This is a genomic window from Rhodanobacteraceae bacterium, assembly GCA_016713135.1.
Classification (GTDB): domain Bacteria; phylum Pseudomonadota; class Gammaproteobacteria; order Xanthomonadales; family SZUA-5; genus JADKFD01.
Window position 1 is genome coordinate 74,779 of the sequence record JADJPR010000007.1, and the last position, 19,540, is coordinate 94,318.

The window sequence follows — 19,540 nt, forward strand, 5'->3', positions numbered from 1 at the left end:
GCGGTTCGCGGCGGCTATCCTTCCCGACCGACACTGGTTTCTGGCCCCTGGGCGATATTCCGGGGCTTGCAGAGGATTCGCATGAGCCGCTTGACTTGGGACCGCTTCCGCACAGGCCAGGCACTGAACGGCCGCCTCGGAGCAGAGCTCGAAGCCCAATCCGGCGTTGGTGCGGCATTGCCGGCGGGGGCGCTGGTGGGCCCCTGGCGGATTGTCGAACTGTTGGGAACCGGTGGCATGGCCCACGTCTACCTCGCCGAGCGCGCGGATCGCCAGTTCGGACAGCAGGTTGCGCTCAAGCTGGTCCGCCGGAACTTTGCCCTGATCGACCGCTTGCGCCATGAGCGCAGGATCGTCGCGTCCTTGCGCCATCCGCATATCGTCAGTCTGGTCGATGGCGGCGAAACGGCCGATGGCGATCTCTGGTTTGCCATGGCGCTGGTCGATGGTGTCGAGATCGACCAGTACGTTCAGCAGAAACAGCTGGACTGGAAGGCGCGCCTGCAGTTGTTCGATGCCGTTTGCGGAGCGCTCGAATACGCGCATGGATGCGGCTTGATTCACCGGGATATCAAGCCCGCCAATATCCTGGTTGACGCGCATGGCTTGCCGCGGCTGCTGGACTTCGGGATTGCCCTGGACGACGGCCCGGGCGACGGCGCGCAGGATCATGTGCTGACACCGGGCTTTGCGAGTCCGGAGCAACTGGCCGGCGAGACCATCACCACGCGCTCCGATCTCTACCAGATGGGCCTGGTGCTGCAAGCCCTGTTGGCTCCGCCTGGGAAACTCGCCATGCCGCGGGCGGCGCGCGCGGATGCGGCAAGGCTGATCGCCCGCGCGACAGCCGCTGATCCTGCGGCGCGCCATGCCAGCGCCACTGCCCTGCGAGAGGACGTCACCTGCCTGCTGGAACGGCGCCCGATCGCCAGCGATCGGGGTTCGCGGAGCACGCGCGCCGCGCGCATGCTGGAGCGCCACCGGATCGCCTTCGGCGTCGCCCTGGCTGCGTTGCTGGTGCTCGCCGTCAGCCTGTCGGTCGGCGCCTTGCGCCTGCGCGACGAGCGCAACCAGGCGCTCGCCAACGAGCAGCGCGCCAACTCGATCGCCGACTTCCTGGTCGGCACGCTGACCCAGGCCAACCCGTATGCCGCCAGCAAAGGCGCCGCAACCATCCTCGACGCGATGGATCGCGCTGCGCAGACACTGAACGACAACCTCGCGACCTCGCCCGACCTGCGGCGCGAACTGCGCCAGACCATCGGCACGGTCTACATGGACCTCGATGAGGCCCGGCGCTGCCTGGAACTGCTGGGTAGCGACCAGGCCAGCGCCGATCTGCAGGCTGCCGCCGCCACCGACAGGGCGCGCAGCATGATCCTGCGCGCCGGCTGCCATACGGCGCTGGATGAGCGTGCCGAGGCGACGCGCTGGCTGGACTCCGCAAGCAGCGTGCTGGAGGGCGACGGCAGCGTCAGGGCAGACCAACTGCGCGCTTTCATCTTGGTCGAGCAGGGGGAGTTGCTCGCCCTGGATGCCCGTTGGGACGAGTCCAACCGGATGCTGGAGCGCGGGCTTGCGCTGGCCGAGCGTTCCGGCTCCCTGGAGCAGCAATACCGGGCGAATCGCTTCCTCGGCAACAACTTCCAGGCGGCGAACGACAACGAGCGCGCGGTGGTCATGCTCGAAAAGGCCTTGCAGCTCGCGTCTTCTGCGCTCGGGCCTACCCATCGCAACACACTCACCACGGCCGGTGGCCTGGGGATGGTGCAAGCCAAACTCGGGCGCTGGAAAGAGGCGGAAGCGACGATTCTGGCCGCACTGCGCGCATCAGAGACGATCCGACACCGGGATGCGGGCGCCGAGATGGTCGTTGCGCAACTGCGGGAAAACTATTCCGCGATCCTCTGGAACCAGAACCGGCTTGCGGAATGTATCGACCAGGCGTTGTTGTCGCTGGAGATCTACCAGCGCATGACCGCCGCAAACAGCTCGCAAGGATTCAATCCGGCATGGCGCGTGGCGACGTGCGCTTACCAGAGCAAGGATCTCGATCGCGCTTTCGACTACGCACAGAAATCTCTGGCCTACGCGCGCAACGGCGTACCGATGGGCGGGATCAATTCCCTGCGCATGCTGGCCGCCGTTTCGGCCAGGCGCAATGACCTGGCCGAGGCCCGCCGATACCTGGATGAAGCCGACGCCGCGGTGGCGCGCACGCAAGTAACCAATCCCAACATCCTGACCGCTCTTCACCTCACGCGCGCGCTGCTGGCGGCCCGTTCGGGCGAGGTGGAGTCCGCGCGAGCGCAGCTTGAAACCGCAGATGCCAGCGTGGCGCCGGCCGGCAAGTACGCAGCCTGGCTGCGGCAGGAGCGCGACGAGATCGAAGCCATGATCCCGGCCGCGCTCACAGTTCCCTGAGCCTGGCAGCCACCGCGGCCGCGTGCCGCGGACCGGTTGCAGGTGGCCGGTCAGTTGCTCACCATGACCCAGCCGTCCACACGTTCGAAAGCCAGCGAAAGTCCGTCTGTACTGGTGTTGCGAGCGCACAGGCCGACTCGGAAACTGCCTGCAGTGGCCACCAGCAGGGTTTGCGAGCCACCCAGTTGCCGGTATTGCCCCTGGGAACCATCGGGGAAATTTGTCTCCAAGCCGGTGCCGCCATTGATCGGCGTGAGGGTTCCGCCGGCCGTCGGCTGCATGCAGATCGCGGAATATGCGCGAAGGCCCCCACCCACTACCGTCCGGAAAGATCCGAAGACGCTCGCGGTGATGCGCTGCCCGGTGGCGACTGAAACCGTGGCTTGCGGGCCGGCAAAAGTCCATGGAGCGCTGGGGCCGCCAGCCGGGATCGAGGAGGCGACGCTCCCACTCAGACTGGTGATCGACGGGATGATTGTGCGCGGATTGGTGGGGGGCACGTTGAGCGCATACTGCGCATAGGGCGCGGCGGTCAGTTCCTGACGCCCGGCCAGCAGCTCATAGGTGCCGCTGGAGGCGCCGTCGCGCACGGCGATTGCCAGCCAGCGCTGCTCGCCGGTGAAGTAGCCACCGCCGAAATCAAGCTGCACGGTGAACACGCCGTTCTCCACCGGGACATCGTCGAACTGCACGGGATCCACCGACAAGGTCCCCAGCCCCGTCGCCACATCGTGCAGCGTGAACGAGAGGTCATAGAGTCCATTGGCGGGTGCGTTGTTGTCGGTCAGACGCCCCTGGTAAGTGAACGCATCGCCGGCCGGCGCTGCCTCCACGAAGCTGCCGTACAGGGTGAGCGCCCCGATGGCCGCAAAGCAGATCGACTTGTTCATGATTAGCCCTCGAAACCGTTGCTGAAAATGCCGCTGTTTGCGGATGTGGGTGCCGTGGCGGCCGGCCAGAAGCCGCCGCTGACGCTGAAGCGGGGACCTTGCAGCCGGGGGGCGGCGTCATGCTGGCCGGCGGTGCCTTCGATCGCGAATCGTGTGCCCTGGCTGTGCTGGCCGCCCGCGTCGACCGTCATCGCTTTCAACTCGAATCGCCCGGCAGCCTGGGCCTGCCCGATGAGGGCCATGCCGAGCAGCAAGGCCCAGCCCAACCGCGGTTCTCTCCGTTCGAGCATGCCGCCCTTGTTCATCGCCAACTCCCTGGTCAGACGCGTTGTGCGTTACACCTTCGGAAGCGCGGGACCAGCAGAGGGTTCGCCACGTCAATTGCAAAACAATGTCGCTATTTCGATGCGGGGGACTGCCTGGGGCGCTGGCGACGATGCACGGGGCGAGGGCCCGGAGAAGCCCGTCTTTCGCCCGCCGCAGATGGCAGAATCCCCGCATGCCTGCCCCCAAGCCCACGGCGCCGAGCCGCCCGCACTATCGTCTGGTGGAAACCCAGGGCGGACGCCGCGTGGTCGCAGCGGCCGCCGTCGAACCCGCGCGCCCCTCGCGCTGGTCCGCTTATGCGCGCCTGATGCGGCTGGACAAGCCGATCGGCATCCTGCTGCTGCTGTGGCCCACGCTGTGGGCGCTGTGGCTCGCGACGAAGGGCATTCCGGCCTACGGCACGTTGGCGATCTTCGTCGCCGGGGTGGTGCTGACGCGCTCGGCGGGCTGCGTGATCAACGACTACGCGGACCGCTGGCTGGACCCGAATGTCGCGCGCACGAAGCAGCGGCCGCTGGCGAGCGGTGAAGTGGGTGGTACCGAGGCCTTGGCGCTTTTCGTCGTGCTGATGTTGGTGGCCTTCGCGCTGGTGCTGCTGACCAACAGGCTGACGGTTTACCTGTCGCTGGCCGCGGCGGCGCTGGCGGTCAGCTACCCCTACATGAAGCGGCTCATCTGGTTCCCGCAGTTGGTCCTCGGCGCCGCCTTCAGCATGTCGATCCCGATGGCCTGGACCGCGATCCAGGGCACCATCGAGCCGATCGCGGTGCTGCTGTTCTGCGCCAACCTGCTGTGGACCACCGCCTACGACACGCTCTACGCGATGGTCGACCGCGACGACGACATCGAGGCGGGCGCGCGTTCTACCGCGATCCTGTTTGGTGAGCTTGACCTGGTCGCCACCGGCATCCTGCACGGCTCGGCGCTGGCGACGCTCGCGCTGGTTGGCCATCGCGCGGAGCTCGGCTGGCCGTTTTTCGCCGGCCTGGGCGTCGCCGCGCTGCTGGTCGCCTGGCAGCTGTGGAGCGCGCGCGAGCGCGAGCGCGACGCCTGTTTCCGCGCCTTCCTCAACAACAACTGGGTCGGTGCAGCGGTGTTCGCGGGGATTGCCGGGAGCTATTGGCTCGAGTTGGTCTGATATCGATTGCTCGCCCCCGCGCCGAGCAAGCTCGGCGCTACAGAAGGCGGACAGCGCCGAGTAAGAAGGCGGCCGACGCCGCGCGAGTTCGGCGTTACGGGAGGTCGGCCGACGCCGAGCAAGCTCGGCGCTACAGAAGGCGGGACCTGCGCGACATCGAGGCGGTTTGCCCGTAGAGCGGAGCTTGCTCCGCTGCCTCAAGCGGCCAGCCCGTAGCTCTCCAGCAGCGCATCCACCTGCGGTTCGCGGCCGCGGAAGGCGGTGAACGAGGCCAGCGCCGGACGCGAGCCGCCGACCGCGAGCACCTCGCGGCGGAACTTCGCGCCGGTGTCCGCATCCAGCACCCCGGCTGCCTCGAAGGCGGCGTAGGCATCGGCGCTCAGTACTTCCGCCCAGAGATAACTGTAGTAGCCCGCCGCATATCCGCCGGCGAAGACATGCCCAAAGCTCATCGGAAAACGGTGCCAGGCCGGCGGCTTGAGCACCGACACCTCCTCGCGCACCTCGGCCAGCAGTTCCAGCACGCGCGCGCCTTGGCCGGGCTCGAACTCCAGGTGCAGGCGGAAGTCGAACAGGCCGAACTCGAGCTGGCGTACCAGGAACAGCCCGGCGTGGAAATGGCGGGTGGCCAGCAGCCGGCGGAACAGGTCCTCGGGCATCGGCGCGCCGGTGTCGACGTGCGCCGCAAAGCGGTCCAGGCCCTCGCGGGTCCAGCAGAAGTTCTCCATGAACTGGCTCGGCAGCTCCACCGCATCCCATTCCACGCCGCTGATGCCGGAGACGCCGCGCGCCTCGACCTGGGTCAGCATGTGGTGCAGGCCGTGGCCGAACTCGTGGAACAGCGTGGTCACGTCGTCGTGTGTCAGCAGCGACGGTTTGCCGCCGACCGGCGGCGCGAAATTGCAGGTCAGGTAGGCCACCGGGCGCTCGATGCCATCGGCGCGCCGGAAGCGGGTGCGGCAGACGTCCATCCACGCACCGCCGCGCTTCTTCGCGCGGGCGTAGGCGTCGAGGTAGAAGGCGGCGACCACCCGTTCGTCGCGGTCGACCAGTTCGTAGTAGCGCACATCGGCATGCCAAACCGGCACCCCGGCGCGTTCCAGCACGCGCACCCCGAACAGCGACTCGGTCAGGCCGAACAGCCCTTCGAGCACGCGCGGCAGCGGGAAATACGGTTTCAGTTCCTCGTCCGACAACTGATAGCGCGCCTGGCGCAGCTTTTCGGACACATACGGGACGTCCCAGGGCTGCAGGTCCTCGATACCGCATTCGCTGCGCGCGAACGCGGCGAGGTCGGCCAGCTCGCGCTGCGCCGCCGGCCGCGCGCGGCCGACGATGTCGCGCAGGAATCCGAGCACCCGCTCGGGCGTGGGCGCCATCTTGGTCGCCAGCGACAGCGTCGCCGGGTTGGCGTAGCCGAGCAGGCGCGCCGCCTCGTGGCGCAGCGCCATGATCTGCTCGATCCGCGGACTGTTGTCGAACTGCCCGGCCTGTGGCCCCTGGTCGGAGGCGCGCGTGCCGTAGGCGGTGTACGCCTCCTGGCGCAAGGCGCGGTCGTCGGCGTAGGTGATCACCGCGTTGTAGGCCGGGAACTGCAGCGACAGCGCGTGGCCCTCCAGTTCGTGGTCGGCCGCCGCCTGCGCCAGCACGGCGCGCTCGGATTCGGGGATGCCGGCCAGCTCGGCCTCGGACAGCGGGCGCACATAGGCGTCCGTGGCGTCCATCACCGCCTGTTCGAAGGCGGTCTCCAGTTGCGCCGATTCGCGCGAAATCTCGCGGAAGCGCGTGCGCGCCGGCTCCTCCAGACCCACGCCCGATAGTTCGAAGTCGCGCAATTCATGCTCGATCACCGCCTGCTGGTCGCGCCTGAGCCTGGCGAAATCCGGCGACTGTCGCAGCCGCTTCATCGCCTCGAACAGGCCCCGATGCTGTCCCAGTTCGCTGCTGAAATCGGTGATCTGGTCCAGCGCCGGCTGGTAGACCTTGCGCAGCGCCTCCGAATCCGCCACTGAATGCAAATGGGTCACCGGACCCCAGGCCTGCTCCAGGGCGGCTTCCTCGGCCTCCAGCGGCGCCATCAGGCTATCCCAGGTGGGCGTCTTGCCGGCGTGCGCGAGGACTTCCTCGACTCTCTCCTTGTAACGCGAAAGACAGGCGTCGATCGCCGGCAGCACATGCTCGGGGGCAATGCGGTCGAAGGCGGGCAGGGCGGAGGATTCGAGCAAGGGATTCATTCTGGGACGGGGGTGGTTGCGATGGACCGAGGATAGATGGGGGCGGGGGGAGGGGTGTGCAATGGTCTCGGGGGCGCGGTTGCTTGTCGCTTGTCGCTTGTCGCTTGTCGCTTGTCGCTTGTCGCTTGTCGCTTGTCGCTGTCGCATCGCCGTCGCCGTCGCCGTCGCCGTCGCTGTTTGTGGGAGCGGGCTCTGCCCGCGATCTTTTCGCTGTCGCTGTCTCTCTTTGCTTGTCGCTTCAAGGTCAAGGGCAACAGCGTTTCGGCCTGACGGCCGAGTAACTTTTCTTTGAGTGGCCAAAGAAAAGTCACCAAAAGAAAGGCCACCCCGCGTCCGCGCCCCGTGTGCGTCGTGCACACGGGGTCCCCTGCGGTGCTCACGAAGCGCAGGCCGCTGCGCAACTCGCACATCCCTGTGCTCGGACATGCTCGCTTTCCCCTGCGCTTCGCTCCGCTCCTCGGCGCTCCCGAGGGGCCCCGGGTTCCTTCGACCCGGCTTCCTGCCTGGTTCTTGAGGTGTGGCCGCTCAGTTGGCTTGCGGGTCCCGAGCGGAAGGAAGCAAGAGCCAACAGCGATGCCAAAGCCAACAGCAAGGCCAGAGCCAACAGCAAGGCCAGAGCCAACAGCAAGGCCAGAGCCAACAGCAAGGCCAGAGCCAACAGCAAGGCCAGAGCCAACAGCAAGGCCAGAGCCAACAGCAAGGCCAGAGCCAACAGCAAGGCCAGAGCCAACAGCAAGGCCAGAGCCAACAGCAAGGCCAGAGCCAACAGCAGAGCCAACAGCAAGGCCAGAGCCAACAGCAAGGCCAGAGCCACCAACAGCAAGGCAAGGCCAGAGCCAACAGCTCTGCTTGGCTGCTCACGCTTCGCTCTCGACTCCCGTCGAGCAAATCGATCTGGAAGCTCGCCTCGAAGACCAGGCAGGAAGCCGGGTCGAAGGAGAATGGGGTCCCCTCGGGAGCGCCGAGGAGCGGAGCGAAGCGCAGGGGAAAGCGAGCATGTTCGAGCACATGGATGTGCGAGTTGCGCAGCGGCCTGCGCTTCGTGAGCACCGCAGGGGACTTGCCGCGCACGACGCGCAGCAAGCGCGGACGCGGGGTGGCCTTTCTCTTGGTTACTTCTCTTTGGCCACTCAAAGAGAAGTAACTCGGCCGTCAGGCCGAAACGCCTCTGCTCTTGGTCTCGATGCCCGAATCGCGAAGCCCGAATCGCGAAGCTCGAAGCACCGAGCTCGGAGCTCGAAGCTCGAAGCTCGAAGCTCGAAGCTCGAAGCTCGAGGCTCGAAGCTCGAAGCTCGAAGCTCGAAGCTCAAAGCTCAAAGCTCAAGCTCAAAGCTCAAAGCTCGAAGCTCGAAGCTCAGAGCTCGAAGCTCAGAGCTCGAAGCTCAGAGCTCGAAGCTCAGAGCTCGAAGCTCAGAGCTCGAAGCTCAAAGCTCGAAGCTCGAAGCACCAAGCTCGAAGCGCCAAGCGCCAAGCGCCAAGCGCCAAGCCCAGCCCACCCCGAGGTCACACCCAGCGCCTCGCCACCGAGACCAACCCTTGCCGCGGGGCGGCGCATTGACCAGACTGAGCCCATGGAACACACCTCGCGCCGTGCCGAACTGCTTGCCCGGGTGGCTCACTTGCCGCTGTTCGCGGGTCTGGACCGGCGGTCGTTGACGCGGGTGGCGGATGAACTCGAGTGGATCGCGCTTCCTGGCGGCGCCGAGCTGTTCCGCGAGATGGATGCGCCGGATGCGGTGTACGTGCTGATCGCCGGTTGCCTCGGCGCATTTCGCGGCGAGGAGACCCAGTTGCAGTTGATCGGTCGCGTGCATCCGGGCGAGACCGTGGGTGAGATGGCCCTGCTCAGCGGGCATCGGCGCACAGCCACGGTGCGCGCGCTGCGCGATTCGGAAGTGGTGAGGTTCAGCCTTGACGCCTTCCAGCGACTTGCCCAGGTGCATCCGGAGGCGATGCTGGCGGTGGCGCGAATCGCCGTGGAACGCCTGGAGCGCACCCTGGAGGGGCGCCAGCAGACGCCGCCGCCGCGGACGCTGGCCCTGCTGCCGGCGCACGAGGGCATTGATGTGGACGCGCTGGTGCAGCGCCTCTGCTCTGCGCTGGCGCGCTTCGGGCAGGTGGCGGCGGTCGATGCGCAGCATTTCCTGGAGGCGCCAATTGCCGCGCTGCATGCGGTCGAGGCCGGACACAAGTTCGTGATCTATGTCGGCGGCAGCGACCAACCGGCGTGGAACGAACGCTGCCGGCGCCAGGCCGATTGCGTGCTGCTGCTCGCGGAGGCCACGCGCGCGCCGAGTTCGCTCATCGGGCCGCCGCCGGAGACCGAGTCGCACCAGTCGTCCGCGCTCGCGCTGCTGCACCCCGGGCGGATCGTCGCCGGCGCGGCGCGCGCCTGGCGCGAGCGACTGGGAGTAGACCAGCACCACCACCTGCGCGACGGCGGCGACATCGAACGCCTCGCCCGGCGCCTGGCGCGGCGCTCGGTCGGCGTGGTGTTTTCCGGCGGTGGCGCGCGTGGCTTCGCGCACATCGGCGCAATCCGCGCGCTGCGCGAAGCGGGCCTGGCCATCGATGCGGTCGGTGGCACCTCGATCGGTGCGCTGATGGCCGCCGCGGTGGCGCTGGAATGGGAGGACGAGACCTTGCACCAGACCTTCCACCGTGCCTTCGTCAGCAGCAATCCCTTGAGCGACTACACCCTGCCGCTGGTGTCACTGGTGGCGGGACGCAAGGCCTCGAAGCTGCTGCGACGCGAGTTCGGCGAGGGCGATATCGAGGATCTTGCGCTGCCCTTCTACTGTGTGTCGGCCGATCTCGCGCAGGGGCGCCCGGTCCGCCATGCCGAGGGTCCGCTGTGGCAGGCGCTGCGCGCGTCCATCGCCATCCCGGGTGTACTGCCGCCGGTGTGCCAGCGCGGCCAGGTGCTGGTGGACGGTGGCGTGATCGACAACCTGCCGGTCGCGAGCATGCGCGCGCTCAACCCGGGCCCGGTGATCGGCATCGACATCGCCGGCGAACATGCGCTGGCGGCCGACCTTGACGAGACCGATCTGCCGTCGATCTGGCAGCTGCTGCGTCAGCGCTGGCGCGGCAGCCCGCGGCGCCCCGGCATCCTGCGCATCCTGCTGCGCGCCGGCATGGTCAACTCCGCGTCCACCGCCGACCAGAACGCAGCGCTGTCGGACCTGATGCTGACCCCGCCGGTCGACAGCATTGACCTGCTCGCATGGGACCGTTTCGAGGACGCGATCGATGCGGGTTACTCGTATACGCGGGAGTTGCTCGGCCAGGGGCTGCCCTTCGGCGAGCAAGGTCAAACGTAAAACAAGTGAAACGTAAAACGTGAAACGTCAATCGGAGCGCGCCGTGATTGACGTCTTACGTTTCACGTTTGACCCCTGCTTGCGCCATGTATCCGGCGTTGACTTAGAGCCCGCCCGTCACACTCCCGCAACAAATCCGTCAACGAATACACATTGACACGCGCTGAACGAGCGCTCAAAGTGCGCGCCCTTCGGGGACGGCTGGGGAGCCTGTTCGATGAACGTACGTGCTGCGATGCGGCGCGCGCCGGTGTGCGCGCTTCTGATGGGTCTGAGCTCGGCCGCGCTGGCCGACGTGTGGATCAACGAACTCCACTACGACAACAGCGGGACCGACGCGAATGAACGCGTCGAAATCATCGGCACGGCGGGCACCAGCCTGACCGGCTGGAAGGTCGTCCTGTACAACGGTGGTGATCGCAAGGCCTACAGCACGATCAATCTCTCGGGTACGCTGGCCAGCCAGTGCGGCGGCCACGGCACCGCATGGTTTGCAGTCACCGGGATCCAGAACGGCAACCCGGATGGCGTGGCGTTGATCAACGCCTCGAACGCGGTGATCGAGTTCATCAGCTATGGCGGCAGCTTCACGGCGCTCGATGGCCTGGCCGCTGGCCGGGTCGGTGTCAACATGGGCGTCAGCGAGAGCTCGTCGACCCTGTCGACCCAGTCGCTGCAGCGCAAGGGCACGGGCAGCACCGCCGCGCAGTTCACCTGGAATGCACCGTCGACCTCCTCCTGGGGCGCTTGCAATGCCGGCCAGACGCTGACCGGCGGCACTACGGATGCAGCGCCGACGGTCTCCAGCACCTCGCCGGCCAACGCCGCCACCGGCGTCGCCGCGAGCAGCAACATCACGGTCAATTTCTCCGAGGCGGTGACGCTCGCGACTGGCTGGTACACGATCAGCTGCCCGAGCGGCGCGCGCACCGCCACGCAGACCGGCTCCGGTGCCAGCTACACCCTGAACCCGGCCACCGATTTCGCCGCCGGCGAGGTCTGCAGCGTGTCCGTGATCGCGTCGAAGGTCACCGACACCGACGGCACCCGACGGTCATGGCGGCCAACCACAACTTCAGTTTCACCGTGGCTGGCAGCACGCCGCCGCCGACCAATGTGCTGCAGAACGGCGTGGCCGTCGGCGGCATCGGCGGCGCGGCCAATGTCGAGGTGCGCTACACGATGAGCGTGCCGAGCGGCGCGACGAATCTGAATTTCGCAATGTCCGGCGGCACCGGCGACGCCGATCTGTACGTCAAGTTCGGCACCGCGCCGACCACCACCAGCTACGACTGCCGCCCGTACGCGACCGGCAACAGCGAGTCCTGCCCGTTCCCGACGCCGAGCGCCGGTACCTGGCACGTGATGGTGCGCATGTACAACACGGTCTCCGGCGTCTCGCTGCTGGGCAGCTACACCACCGGCGCACCGGCGGATGCCGCGCCGACGGTGACTGCGACCAGTCCGGCGAATGGCGCCAGCAACCACGCGACCAACGGCAACGTCGGTGTGACCTTCAGCGAATCGGTGACCCTGGCCGCCGGCTGGCACACGCTGGTGTGCACCGCGAGCGGCAGCAAGACGACCACCGTGACCGGCAGTGGCGCCAGCTACACGATCGACCCGAGCGCGGACTTCACCGCCAACGAGAGCTGCACGCTGACCGTGATCGCGAGCCAGGTGACCGACATCGACGGTACGCCGACGCCGATGGCCAGCAATCACACGATGACCTTTGGCGTGGCGGGTACCGGCAGCGGCTATTACGCCAGCGTCAATGCCACCAGCAGCGCCACCCTGCGCGCCACGCTGCACCCGGTGATCGACGACCACACCAAGCTGCCGTACTCGGCCAGTGGCAGCGTCGACACCTGGTATGTGCTCGACCGCGCCGACCAGGACCCGCTGAACGCGAACAACATCCTCGACATCTACAAGAATGCCACCTACCCGAAGGCGGGCGCGGGCAACACCAACTACAACCGCGAGCACACCTGGCCGAAGTCGCTCGGCTTCCCGAACGACGGCCCGACCAACTACCCGTACACCGACACCCACATGCTGATGGCGTCGGACATCAACCACAACTCGGCGCGCGGCAACCTGCCGTTCAACAACTGCCCGGCCGGCTCGGAAACCTTCGCCACCAACGTCTACTACGGCCAGGGCGGCGCCGGCCAGCCGAACTACCGTTGCGGCAACTACTGGCAGGTGTGGGACAAGCTCAAGGGCAATGTGGCGCGCGCGCTGTTCTACATGGACATCCGCTACGAAGGCGGCACCCACGGCGTCACCGGCGTGGCCGAGCCGGACCTGATCCTGACCGACAACGCCAGCCTGATCACGCAGTCCAGCGGCAATGCCTCGGTGGCCTACATGGGCCTGCTGTCGGTGCTGCTGCAGTGGCACGCGGCCGATCCGGTCGACGACCGCGAGCGCCTGCGCAACGAGACGGTGTTCAACTACCAGGGCAACCGCAACCCCTTCGTCGATCATCCGGAGTGGGTCGCCTGCCTGTTCCAGAACGTCTGCCAGTAAGCGGCTGACGGCTTGAGCGAAGGGCGTCGCGGGCAACCGCGGCGCCCTTCGTGTTTGCGCGACCGGTGTGCTGCGCTACCCGAAGGCAGGCTTCTCACCGTCAGCAACGGGCCGCACCCGTTGCCGAGCGTGTCGGCGCAGCGCGCTCACCAGGTCTGCCGATACTGCAGATAGGGCGTGCGGCCCGCACCCTCGTAGAGCGCGAGGTCGTAGCCCTCGCCAGTCGGGTCGACCGGGTCCACGACCGGCGCGCGGTCGAACAGATTGCGCACGCCGAACGCGAACTCGGCCTGCCACGGCGCCCGCCAGCGCAACTGCGCGTCGTGCACGGTCCACGATGGCAGCCGCGCCGGGCCGTCGTAGCCATCCAGTGGATCCACTCCCGCGGTGGATGAGGTCCCGCCGGTGTGCCGCAGCTGCCAGCCGAGTGTGAAATCGCCACGCGTCCACGCGAGCTCCAGCAGGGCGCGCACGCGCGGCAGACTGGGATTCCCCAGGCACTCGTCGAAGACGGCGCACGGCCCGTCGGTCCGCCGGCTGTCCAGATAGACCGCATCGAAGCGGGCTTCCAGGCTGCCAAGGTCGCGGAGTTCGCGGCGAGCGGACAGGCGCAACTCCGCACCGCGCAGGTCGACGTGGCCGAAGTTGGCGTAGCCCCGCTGCAGAAGCGCTTCTTCGATGGGCGCATTCGGGTCGAACTGGACGCCGAGGCCCAGCCGCGGGTCCGGCGCCCCGAGCGTGAGCGGCAGGATGCCGATGCCATCCGGGCAGTCTGTTCGCAAGCCGACCGCGCACTGGACCAGGGCGGTGGCGCCGATCTGCTGGATGCGGTCGTCGATGGCGTGGTCGAACCATGCGAGCGAGGCGGTGAAGGACTCCCGCGTGCGCCCAGCCGAGCTCGACGCGCCAGCGACGGTGACGTTCGGACTGAAGATCCGGGTTGTCGATGAAGTGCTCGCGCACGAACAGCCCGCAAGGCTCCACCGCCAGATTGGGCTGCGGCGTGCATCCCGGCGCGAGGTAGTAGGAGTAGACGATGGAGTGGTTGGCCGGCCCGGTGCGCACCAGATCCTCAGCCAGGCGCGGTGCGACGAATCCGCGCATGGCGTCGGCCTGCAGCCACCAGCCACCGCCGGGTTCCCAGCGCAGGTCCAGGCTGCCGGAGGTCGCGCCGCCGACGCTGTCGTAGCGGTCGTGGCGGGCAGCCAACCCCACACTGGCGCGTTCGTGGAATGGAATGCGCAGTTCGCCGCCGAGCCCGGCGTGCTCGCGGTCGCCGTCGCGGACGACGGTCGGAAAACCGGCGTCCGGGCGCGTGTCGTCGACCCGCAGCGACTCGCGGCGGTACTCCGCGACAGCGCGCCAGGTCGCGGGGCCGCCGGCGAAATCGCCGAAGCGGGACGTTGCGGCGAGCTCGATGCCCTGCTCGCGGGTCCGCGCGTCGCGGCCGGCATCGACGAAGAAGCTGTCGACGAGCTGCGCGGAATTGGCGTAGGGCGCGTAGATGTCGTACTGGCCGCTGGCGATCGCGGCGGCGGCGCGCGCGCCCGAGAGCAAGCCGTCGCTGTGATCCTCCAGCCGGCTTTGCGCGTGCGCCAGCGCGAACGTCCATTCGATTCCGTCCAGCTCGCCACGCAGGCCCGCGCGCAGGCTGTGGGTGCGCTCTTCGCCCCCCTCCCGCAACGCGCCGGAGGCGACGAAGCGATGCCTCAGGAAGACCGGGCGCGAGGCATCGTAGCCCAGCCCCGGAAAGCGGTTGGCGGGGTGGTTCGGCGAATCGACCGGAATCGGGATCAGGCTGAGCGCGCCCGGCACGAGTTCCAGGTCGAAGGGGACCCGCGGCTGGTCACGGCCCTCGCTGCGTGCGCGCCCCAGCCAGGCATCGACGAATCCGGTGAGGCCCGCGCGGAACTCGAAATCGCCGGACACGCTGAGCCCGTCGCTGCGCAGTTCGGGGTCGGCAGTGGCCAGCAGGGAGAGGTCAACGCGGCAGTAGGTGCTGGAACCGCTGCCGACGAGGCTGAAACCGGGGCCAATGCAGCCGCCAGGAACGGCCGCGCCGTTCACCGGATGGCGTAGCAATCCTCGGGTAGTAGTAGTAAGACGCTGATCCGGCGGCCGCCATGAAGTTGTTCGCGAAGGTCGATCCGAAGGCGAGCCCACCGGGGCGCTCCCTGGCCGGCAGTGCCTCGCTGCGCTCGCCGGCCAAGCCGACCTGGATCCCGCCGCGCTCGCCGCGCCACCCCAGGAAGGCCGCCGCCTGCTGTTGCGCCCCGGCCGCACCCTGCGGCTCGCTGGCGCCGATCGCAAGGGCGCCGCCGTCGGCGACTCGCCGCAGGACGAGGTTGATCGCCCCGCCCGCAGCCCCCGAACCCTGCGCGACCAGGCTCGCGGTCGGAATGATCTCGACCCGCTCGACCAGCGCGAGCGGAATCGTCGCGAGATTGGCGCCGCCGAATCCTGTGGCCATCTGCGGCATCGGACGGCCGTCGATCAGCAGTTGGGTACGGTTCGCGCCGAGGCCCGGGTATTCTGCTTGCGCGAAAGGCTCGCTTTCGATGCCGGACCGGCCGACCCCGAAGGGTAGCTGCGGCAACCCGCGCAGGAATTCGGCCAGGGTGGCGGCGCCGCTGCGCTCGATCGCCGCGCGGTCGTAGACCCGCGCACTTGCGGGCGCTGCGCTGGCCTGCGTGGCTGGCAGGGCGAGTCCAAGGCCGAGGGCCAGGAGCAGTGCGTGCGCCAGTGGTCGGCATGGCGTCATCGGTGGGTCACTCCTGTTGGATGGGTGCAAACCGGTGTGAGCGAGCAGAAGCGCATGGGTTTCATCGGTCATCCCGGGTTGGCATGGACTTACGAAGGTCTTCGTCAAAAATATGCCACGCCCGTGTACGGCGTCGCGTAGATGAACCCGGCTTAATCCGATCCACGGGCCGGGCAAAGGCGCATGCGCAACGCGCAGGTGCGGGCGCAATCGGCTCATCCCGACGCCGGCGAAGCGGGCATCATTGCGCCATCCCGGACCCGGAAGCGCCTCAATGTCCACGCCCGCCCCGTTGCCCAACCACCTGCCCGGCTGGGCCAAGCGCCTGGCGGACCTGTACTACGCCGGCACCTCGGCGATGTTCCTGCTGCACGGCAACACCAACGACCTGGTGCCGCTGACGCCCGGCGAGCGGCCGCGCTATGGCTCGCTCAACGAGTTCCTCGCGACCCAGCTGTTCGGGCGCTTCGACCTGGTGCTCGGCTTCGACCTGGCGCACGGGATCAAGCCCTTCGGCGGCGGCGATGTCGAGCGCCAGCGGCAGATGGTCGGCCTGATCTCGCGGCGCCTGGGCGATCCGGAGAAGCTGCCGCGCGATCCGACCCAGGCGCTGTACCTGCTGGACCGGCTGGTGCTGGCCAACCTCACGGCCAAGGATTCCGAGCGCATCCGCATCGCGATCCTGTTCGACTTCGCCTCGTTCATCGTGCCCGACGCCGAACGCGGCGGCGGCAATTCCGCGGCCAATCTGGTCACCCTGCTGAAGTGGGCGGCGAATCCCTACGTCAAGCGCAGTAACCTCGCCTTCGTGCTGATCGACGAACGCCTGGCCGATTTCCACGATCGCCTGGCCGGCAGCCCGCACGTCAACGCGATCGAGATTCCGCTGCCGGACGAATCCGAACGCCTGCGCTTCCTGCAGACCCTCACCGAGGGCGTGGACATCGCCAGCTTCTCGGATTTCGCCGTGGCGGCGCTGGCGCAGCAGACTGCCGCGGTCACGCTGGCCGACCTCGCGGTGCTGATCGAAAGCAGCCGGCGCACCGGCGAGCGCCTGGACGACAAGCGCTTCAAGGCGCGCAAGAAGGCGCTGATCGAGCGCCAGGCGCAGGATCTGCTGGAGTTCATCGAGCCCAAGTACGGCCTGGAGCGCGTGGTCGGCCACGACGCGGCGAAGAAGCGCCTGCTGGACGATGCCGAGATCATCAAGCGCGGCCGCATGGACGTCGCCCCGATGGGCTATCTGTTCAACGGCCCGGTCGGCACCGGCAAGACCTTCCTCGCCACCTGCCTCGCCGGTTCGATCGGCATCCCCTGCGTGAAGATGAAGAACTTCCGCAGCAAGTATGTCGGCGAGACCGAGGCCAACCTCGAGCGCGTGCTCGGCGTGCTGCGCGGCATGGGCCCGGTGATGGTGATCATCGACGAGGCCGACGCGATGCTCGGCCAGCGCGAGCAGGGTGGGGATTCGGGCGTGGGCAGCCGCGTGTTCGGCTTGATCGCCAACGCGATGGGCGACACCGATTACCGCGGCAAGATCCTGTGGATGCTGCTGACCGCGCGCCCGGACCTGCTGCCCATCGACATCAAGCGCCAGGGCCGCGCGGAGATCCACATCCCGCTGTTCTACCCGCAGACCCAGGACGAGATCCGCAGCTACTTCACGGTGATCGCGAAGAAGTTCGGCGCGAAGCTGGAAGCGCAGGACGTGCCCGACGTGCCCTATGTCGGCGACATCTCCGGCGCCGACATCGAGGCGCTGGTCGGCCGCGCCTGGCGCGAGGCGCTGCTCGCCGGCGAGGAGAAACTCGGCAAGGAACGCCTCAAGGCCACCTTCGACGGCTTCCTGCCCTCGACCCAGTCGCTGGAGCGCGAGATGCAGGAGATCGCCGCGATCATCGAGTGCACCGACCGCGACTTCCTCGTCCCCAGCGCGCTGAAGATGCTGCAAGAGCACGGCAACCGCGAAGGCCTGCAGATGCGCTTCAAGGAAATCATGCGGCTGCTGGGCAAGGCCTGAGTAAGGCCGGTGACGACGTCAGCGCCCAAACCGTTTGCCCGGGTGCCCGGTCAGTCGCGCGGAGCGCGTGGGCGGATGTGCGCGCGCAGCCAAACCGCGTAGCTGGGCTCGTCGAGTTCGCCCGCGGCGAGGGCGAGCATGCTCTGGACACAGGCTGGATCGCTGGCCAGAAGGGCGTAGCCGTTCAAAGCCAGGAACAGTTCGGCCGCCACAAACGCGGTCCGCTTGTTGCCATCGATGAAAGGGTGGTTTCTTGCGATGCCATAGGCGTAGGCCGCAGCCAAGTCGGCCGCGTCGGGTTGGCCATAGTGGGCCTGGTTCAGCGGCCTGCCGAGCGCCGAGTCCAGCAAGCCCTGGTCGCGCACGCCAGCGGCGCCGCCATGCTCGGCCAGTTGTTCCTCGTGGATACCAGTGATGACGCGCGGGTCTATGAACCGCCAGATTCTCACTTTGCCAGCTCGTGCAGCACCGAGCGGCGCCGGTGCATGATTTCGGCGGCCTCGTCGAACTGCTCCGCGATCTCTGGATCGTAGGGACTGACCCGCCAGCCATCCGGCCCCTCGGTCAGGAACAGGCTGTCGCCCTTGCCGACCTTGAGACGCGCGAGCACCTCCTTTGGCAGCACGACACCAAGCGAGTTGCCGATCTGGGTCAGCTTAAGGGTCACCATGGCGCTCTCCAGTCTGTAATTACGGGAGTAATAATATCGCAGCCAGCGCCACCGCGCCCCTACAGGATCGAGCCGGCGCGCTCGCCGCGCTCGTAGACCACGTGGGCGCGGCCGACGATCAGCCGGTCCAGCTTGCCGATGTGCTCCAGGTCCTTGTTGGCATAGGGCAGCTTGTGCAGGACATAGCGCATCGCATTGAGCCGCGCGCGCTTCTTGCAGTCGCTCTTGACCACCGTCCACGGTGAGTCCGCGGTGTCGGTGTCGAAGAACATCGCCTCCTTGGCGCGGGTGTAGTCGTCCCATTTGTCGAGCGAGGCCAAGTCGATCGGGCTCAGCTTCCACTGCTTGAGCGGATGGAGCTTGCGCTCGCGGAAGCGGCGGCGCTGCTCCTTGCGGCTGACACTGAACCAGAACTTGATCAGGTGGATGCCGCTTCGCACCAGGTTGCGCTCGAACTCCGGGGCCTGGCGCATGAACTCGTGGTACTCGTGCTCGCTGCAGAAGCCCATCACCCGCTCGACGCCGGCACGGTTGTACCAGGAGCGGTCGAACAGCACGATCTCGCCGGCAGTCGGCAGGTTGGACACGAAGCGCTGGAAGTACCACTGGCCGCGCTCGGACTCGGTGGGCTTCTCCAGCGCCACCACGCGCGCGCCGCGGGGGTTCAGGTGTTCCATGAAGCGCTTGATCGCGCCGCCCTTGCCGGCCGCGTCGCGGCCTTCGAACAGGATCACCACGCGCTGGCCGGTCTCCTTGACCCACGCCTGCAGCTTCAGCAGTTCCACCTGCAGCCGGAATTTCTGCCGCTCGTAGGTCGAGCGGCGAAGCAGGTATTTGTAGGGATAGCCGCCGTCGCGCCAGTCACCCGCGAGCACTTCGTCGGGATTCTCCTCGCCCTCCGGTCGTTGTGGCTTGGCCAGAAGCGCCAGGCGCAATGCCTCGCGATCATCGCTGTCGGCGCCTTCGACCAGTGCGCGCAGCGCCCGGGCGCGTTCGTTCACCGGGCGCGGGTCGCGCTCGATCATCTCCAGCGCGGCGCCGACCTGGGCGGTCTGGGCGCCCAACAGGGCGCGCCCGGCCACGGCGGCTTCGATCCCGGGCTCCTGGCGCGCTGCGATGACGTCGCCGCTGTCGACCAGTCGGAATTTGCCACGGTTACGGCCAGGCTTGCGGGGGCTCTGCGGCATGGGCGGTCTCCTCGTGCAAAAAGCCCAG

15 protein-coding genes are annotated in these 19,540 nt (G+C 67.7%); 6 read left to right on the top strand and 9 right to left on the bottom strand.

Annotation, left to right across the window (positions count from 1 at the left end; all coding sequences use genetic code 11):
* Positions 1-81 precede the first annotated feature (81 nt).
* Positions 82-2,424, top strand: a complete 2,343-nt coding sequence (locus IPK27_08620) for a serine/threonine protein kinase (GenBank protein MBK8067683.1) — start codon at positions 82-84, stop codon at positions 2,422-2,424.
* Between the two features lie 50 nt (positions 2,425-2,474).
* Here IPK27_08620 and IPK27_08625 read toward each other — a convergent pair whose 3' ends face one another.
* Together IPK27_08625 and IPK27_08630 are read right to left on the bottom strand one after the other, a co-directional pair.
* Positions 2,475-3,314, bottom strand: coding sequence for a hypothetical protein (locus IPK27_08625; protein MBK8067684.1), 840 nt, complete (start codon positions 3,312-3,314; stop codon positions 2,475-2,477).
* 2 nt (positions 3,315-3,316) lie between these two features.
* The gene (locus IPK27_08630; protein ID MBK8067685.1) at positions 3,317-3,619 is read right to left on the bottom strand and encodes a hypothetical protein; all 303 of its coding nucleotides are present in this window, start codon (positions 3,617-3,619) and stop codon (positions 3,317-3,319) included.
* 194 nt (positions 3,620-3,813) lie between these two features.
* Between IPK27_08630 and ubiA the strand changes: the two genes are divergently transcribed.
* Entirely contained in the window at positions 3,814-4,779 is a 966-nt protein-coding gene (gene ubiA, locus IPK27_08635) for a 4-hydroxybenzoate octaprenyltransferase (GenBank protein MBK8067686.1), read from the top strand.
* A 197-nt stretch (positions 4,780-4,976) separates the two neighbouring features.
* Here ubiA and IPK27_08640 read toward each other — a convergent pair whose 3' ends face one another.
* Both IPK27_08640 and IPK27_08645 read right to left on the bottom strand, forming a co-directional pair.
* Positions 4,977-7,013 (bottom strand): M3 family metallopeptidase, encoded by a 2,037-nt coding sequence (locus tag IPK27_08640; GenBank protein MBK8067687.1) that lies wholly within the window; start codon positions 7,011-7,013, stop codon positions 4,977-4,979.
* Between the two features lie 376 nt (positions 7,014-7,389).
* Complete coding sequence (locus IPK27_08645) at positions 7,390-7,830, bottom strand: hypothetical protein (GenBank protein MBK8067688.1); 441 nt, start codon at positions 7,828-7,830, stop codon at positions 7,390-7,392.
* A gap of 754 nt (positions 7,831-8,584) precedes the next feature.
* Here IPK27_08645 and IPK27_08650 point away from each other — a divergent pair.
* Together IPK27_08650 and IPK27_08655 are read left to right on the top strand one after the other, a co-directional pair.
* Positions 8,585-10,336 (top strand): patatin-like phospholipase family protein, encoded by a 1,752-nt coding sequence (locus IPK27_08650; GenBank protein ID MBK8067689.1) that lies wholly within the window; start codon positions 8,585-8,587, stop codon positions 10,334-10,336.
* Between the two features lie 1,056 nt (positions 10,337-11,392).
* Positions 11,393-12,874, top strand: a complete 1,482-nt coding sequence (locus IPK27_08655; GenBank protein ID MBK8067690.1) for an endonuclease — start codon at positions 11,393-11,395, stop codon at positions 12,872-12,874.
* A 146-nt stretch (positions 12,875-13,020) separates the two neighbouring features.
* Here IPK27_08655 and IPK27_08660 read toward each other — a convergent pair whose 3' ends face one another.
* Complete coding sequence (locus tag IPK27_08660; GenBank protein MBK8067691.1) at positions 13,021-14,004, bottom strand: TonB-dependent receptor; 984 nt, start codon at positions 14,002-14,004, stop codon at positions 13,021-13,023.
* 97 nt (positions 14,005-14,101) lie between these two features.
* Between IPK27_08660 and IPK27_08665 the strand changes: the two genes are divergently transcribed.
* On the top strand, positions 14,102-14,953 hold the full coding sequence (locus tag IPK27_08665; protein MBK8067692.1) for a hypothetical protein: 852 nt from the start codon (positions 14,102-14,104) through the stop codon (positions 14,951-14,953).
* On the opposite strand, the gene IPK27_08670 is transcribed toward IPK27_08665, so the two are convergent.
* Positions 14,856-15,707, bottom strand: coding sequence for a TonB-dependent receptor plug domain-containing protein (locus IPK27_08670; GenBank protein ID MBK8067693.1), 852 nt, complete (start codon positions 15,705-15,707; stop codon positions 14,856-14,858). The genes IPK27_08665 and IPK27_08670 overlap by 98 nt on opposite strands.
* A gap of 202 nt (positions 15,708-15,909) precedes the next feature.
* Here IPK27_08670 and IPK27_08675 point away from each other — a divergent pair, with 202 nt between their 5' ends.
* Positions 15,910-17,655, top strand: coding sequence for an ATP-binding protein (locus tag IPK27_08675; GenBank protein ID MBK8067694.1), 1,746 nt, complete (start codon positions 15,910-15,912; stop codon positions 17,653-17,655).
* A gap of 50 nt (positions 17,656-17,705) precedes the next feature.
* Here the strand turns inward: IPK27_08675 and IPK27_08680 are convergent, their stop codons facing one another.
* Genes IPK27_08680 through ppk2 form a run of 3 tightly spaced genes read right to left on the bottom strand, consistent with a single transcriptional unit; the run spans position 17,706 to position 19,512 of the window.
* The gene (locus tag IPK27_08680; protein ID MBK8067695.1) at positions 17,706-18,104 is read right to left on the bottom strand and encodes a type II toxin-antitoxin system death-on-curing family toxin; all 399 of its coding nucleotides are present in this window, start codon (positions 18,102-18,104) and stop codon (positions 17,706-17,708) included.
* Entirely contained in the window at positions 18,101-18,325 is a 225-nt protein-coding gene (locus IPK27_08685) for an AbrB/MazE/SpoVT family DNA-binding domain-containing protein (protein ID MBK8067696.1), read from the bottom strand. The genes IPK27_08680 and IPK27_08685 overlap by 4 nt, the downstream gene beginning before the upstream one ends.
* Before the next feature lie 59 nt (positions 18,326-18,384).
* A complete protein-coding gene (ppk2, locus tag IPK27_08690) occupies positions 18,385-19,512 on the bottom strand; it encodes a polyphosphate kinase 2 (GenBank protein ID MBK8067697.1) in 1,128 nt (375 codons plus the stop codon).
* Between the last annotated feature and the right edge of the window lie 28 nt (positions 19,513-19,540).

What these genes read in the sequence shown, in the direction of transcription:
- IPK27_08640 (MBK8067687.1), bottom strand. Translation starts at nt 7,013, where the DNA reads ATGAATCCCTTGCTCGAATCCTCCGCCCTGCCCGCCTTCGACCGCATT.
- IPK27_08670 (MBK8067693.1), bottom strand. Translation starts at nt 15,707, where the DNA reads ATGACCGATGAAACCCATGCGCTTCTGCTCGCTCACACCGGTTTGCAC.
- IPK27_08620 (MBK8067683.1), top strand. Translation starts at nt 82, where the DNA reads ATGAGCCGCTTGACTTGGGACCGCTTCCGCACAGGCCAGGCACTGAAC.
- IPK27_08655 (MBK8067690.1), top strand. Translation starts at nt 11,393, where the DNA reads ATGGCGGCCAACCACAACTTCAGTTTCACCGTGGCTGGCAGCACGCCG.
- IPK27_08685 (MBK8067696.1), bottom strand. Translation starts at nt 18,325, where the DNA reads ATGGTGACCCTTAAGCTGACCCAGATCGGCAACTCGCTTGGTGTCGTG.
- IPK27_08630 (MBK8067685.1), bottom strand. Translation starts at nt 3,619, where the DNA reads ATGAACAAGGGCGGCATGCTCGAACGGAGAGAACCGCGGTTGGGCTGG.
- ubiA (MBK8067686.1), top strand. Translation starts at nt 3,814, where the DNA reads ATGCCTGCCCCCAAGCCCACGGCGCCGAGCCGCCCGCACTATCGTCTG.
- IPK27_08650 (MBK8067689.1), top strand. Translation starts at nt 8,585, where the DNA reads ATGGAACACACCTCGCGCCGTGCCGAACTGCTTGCCCGGGTGGCTCAC.
- IPK27_08625 (MBK8067684.1), bottom strand. Translation starts at nt 3,314, where the DNA reads ATGAACAAGTCGATCTGCTTTGCGGCCATCGGGGCGCTCACCCTGTAC.
- ppk2 (MBK8067697.1), bottom strand. Translation starts at nt 19,512, where the DNA reads ATGCCGCAGAGCCCCCGCAAGCCTGGCCGTAACCGTGGCAAATTCCGA.
- IPK27_08675 (MBK8067694.1), top strand. Translation starts at nt 15,910, where the DNA reads ATGTCCACGCCCGCCCCGTTGCCCAACCACCTGCCCGGCTGGGCCAAG.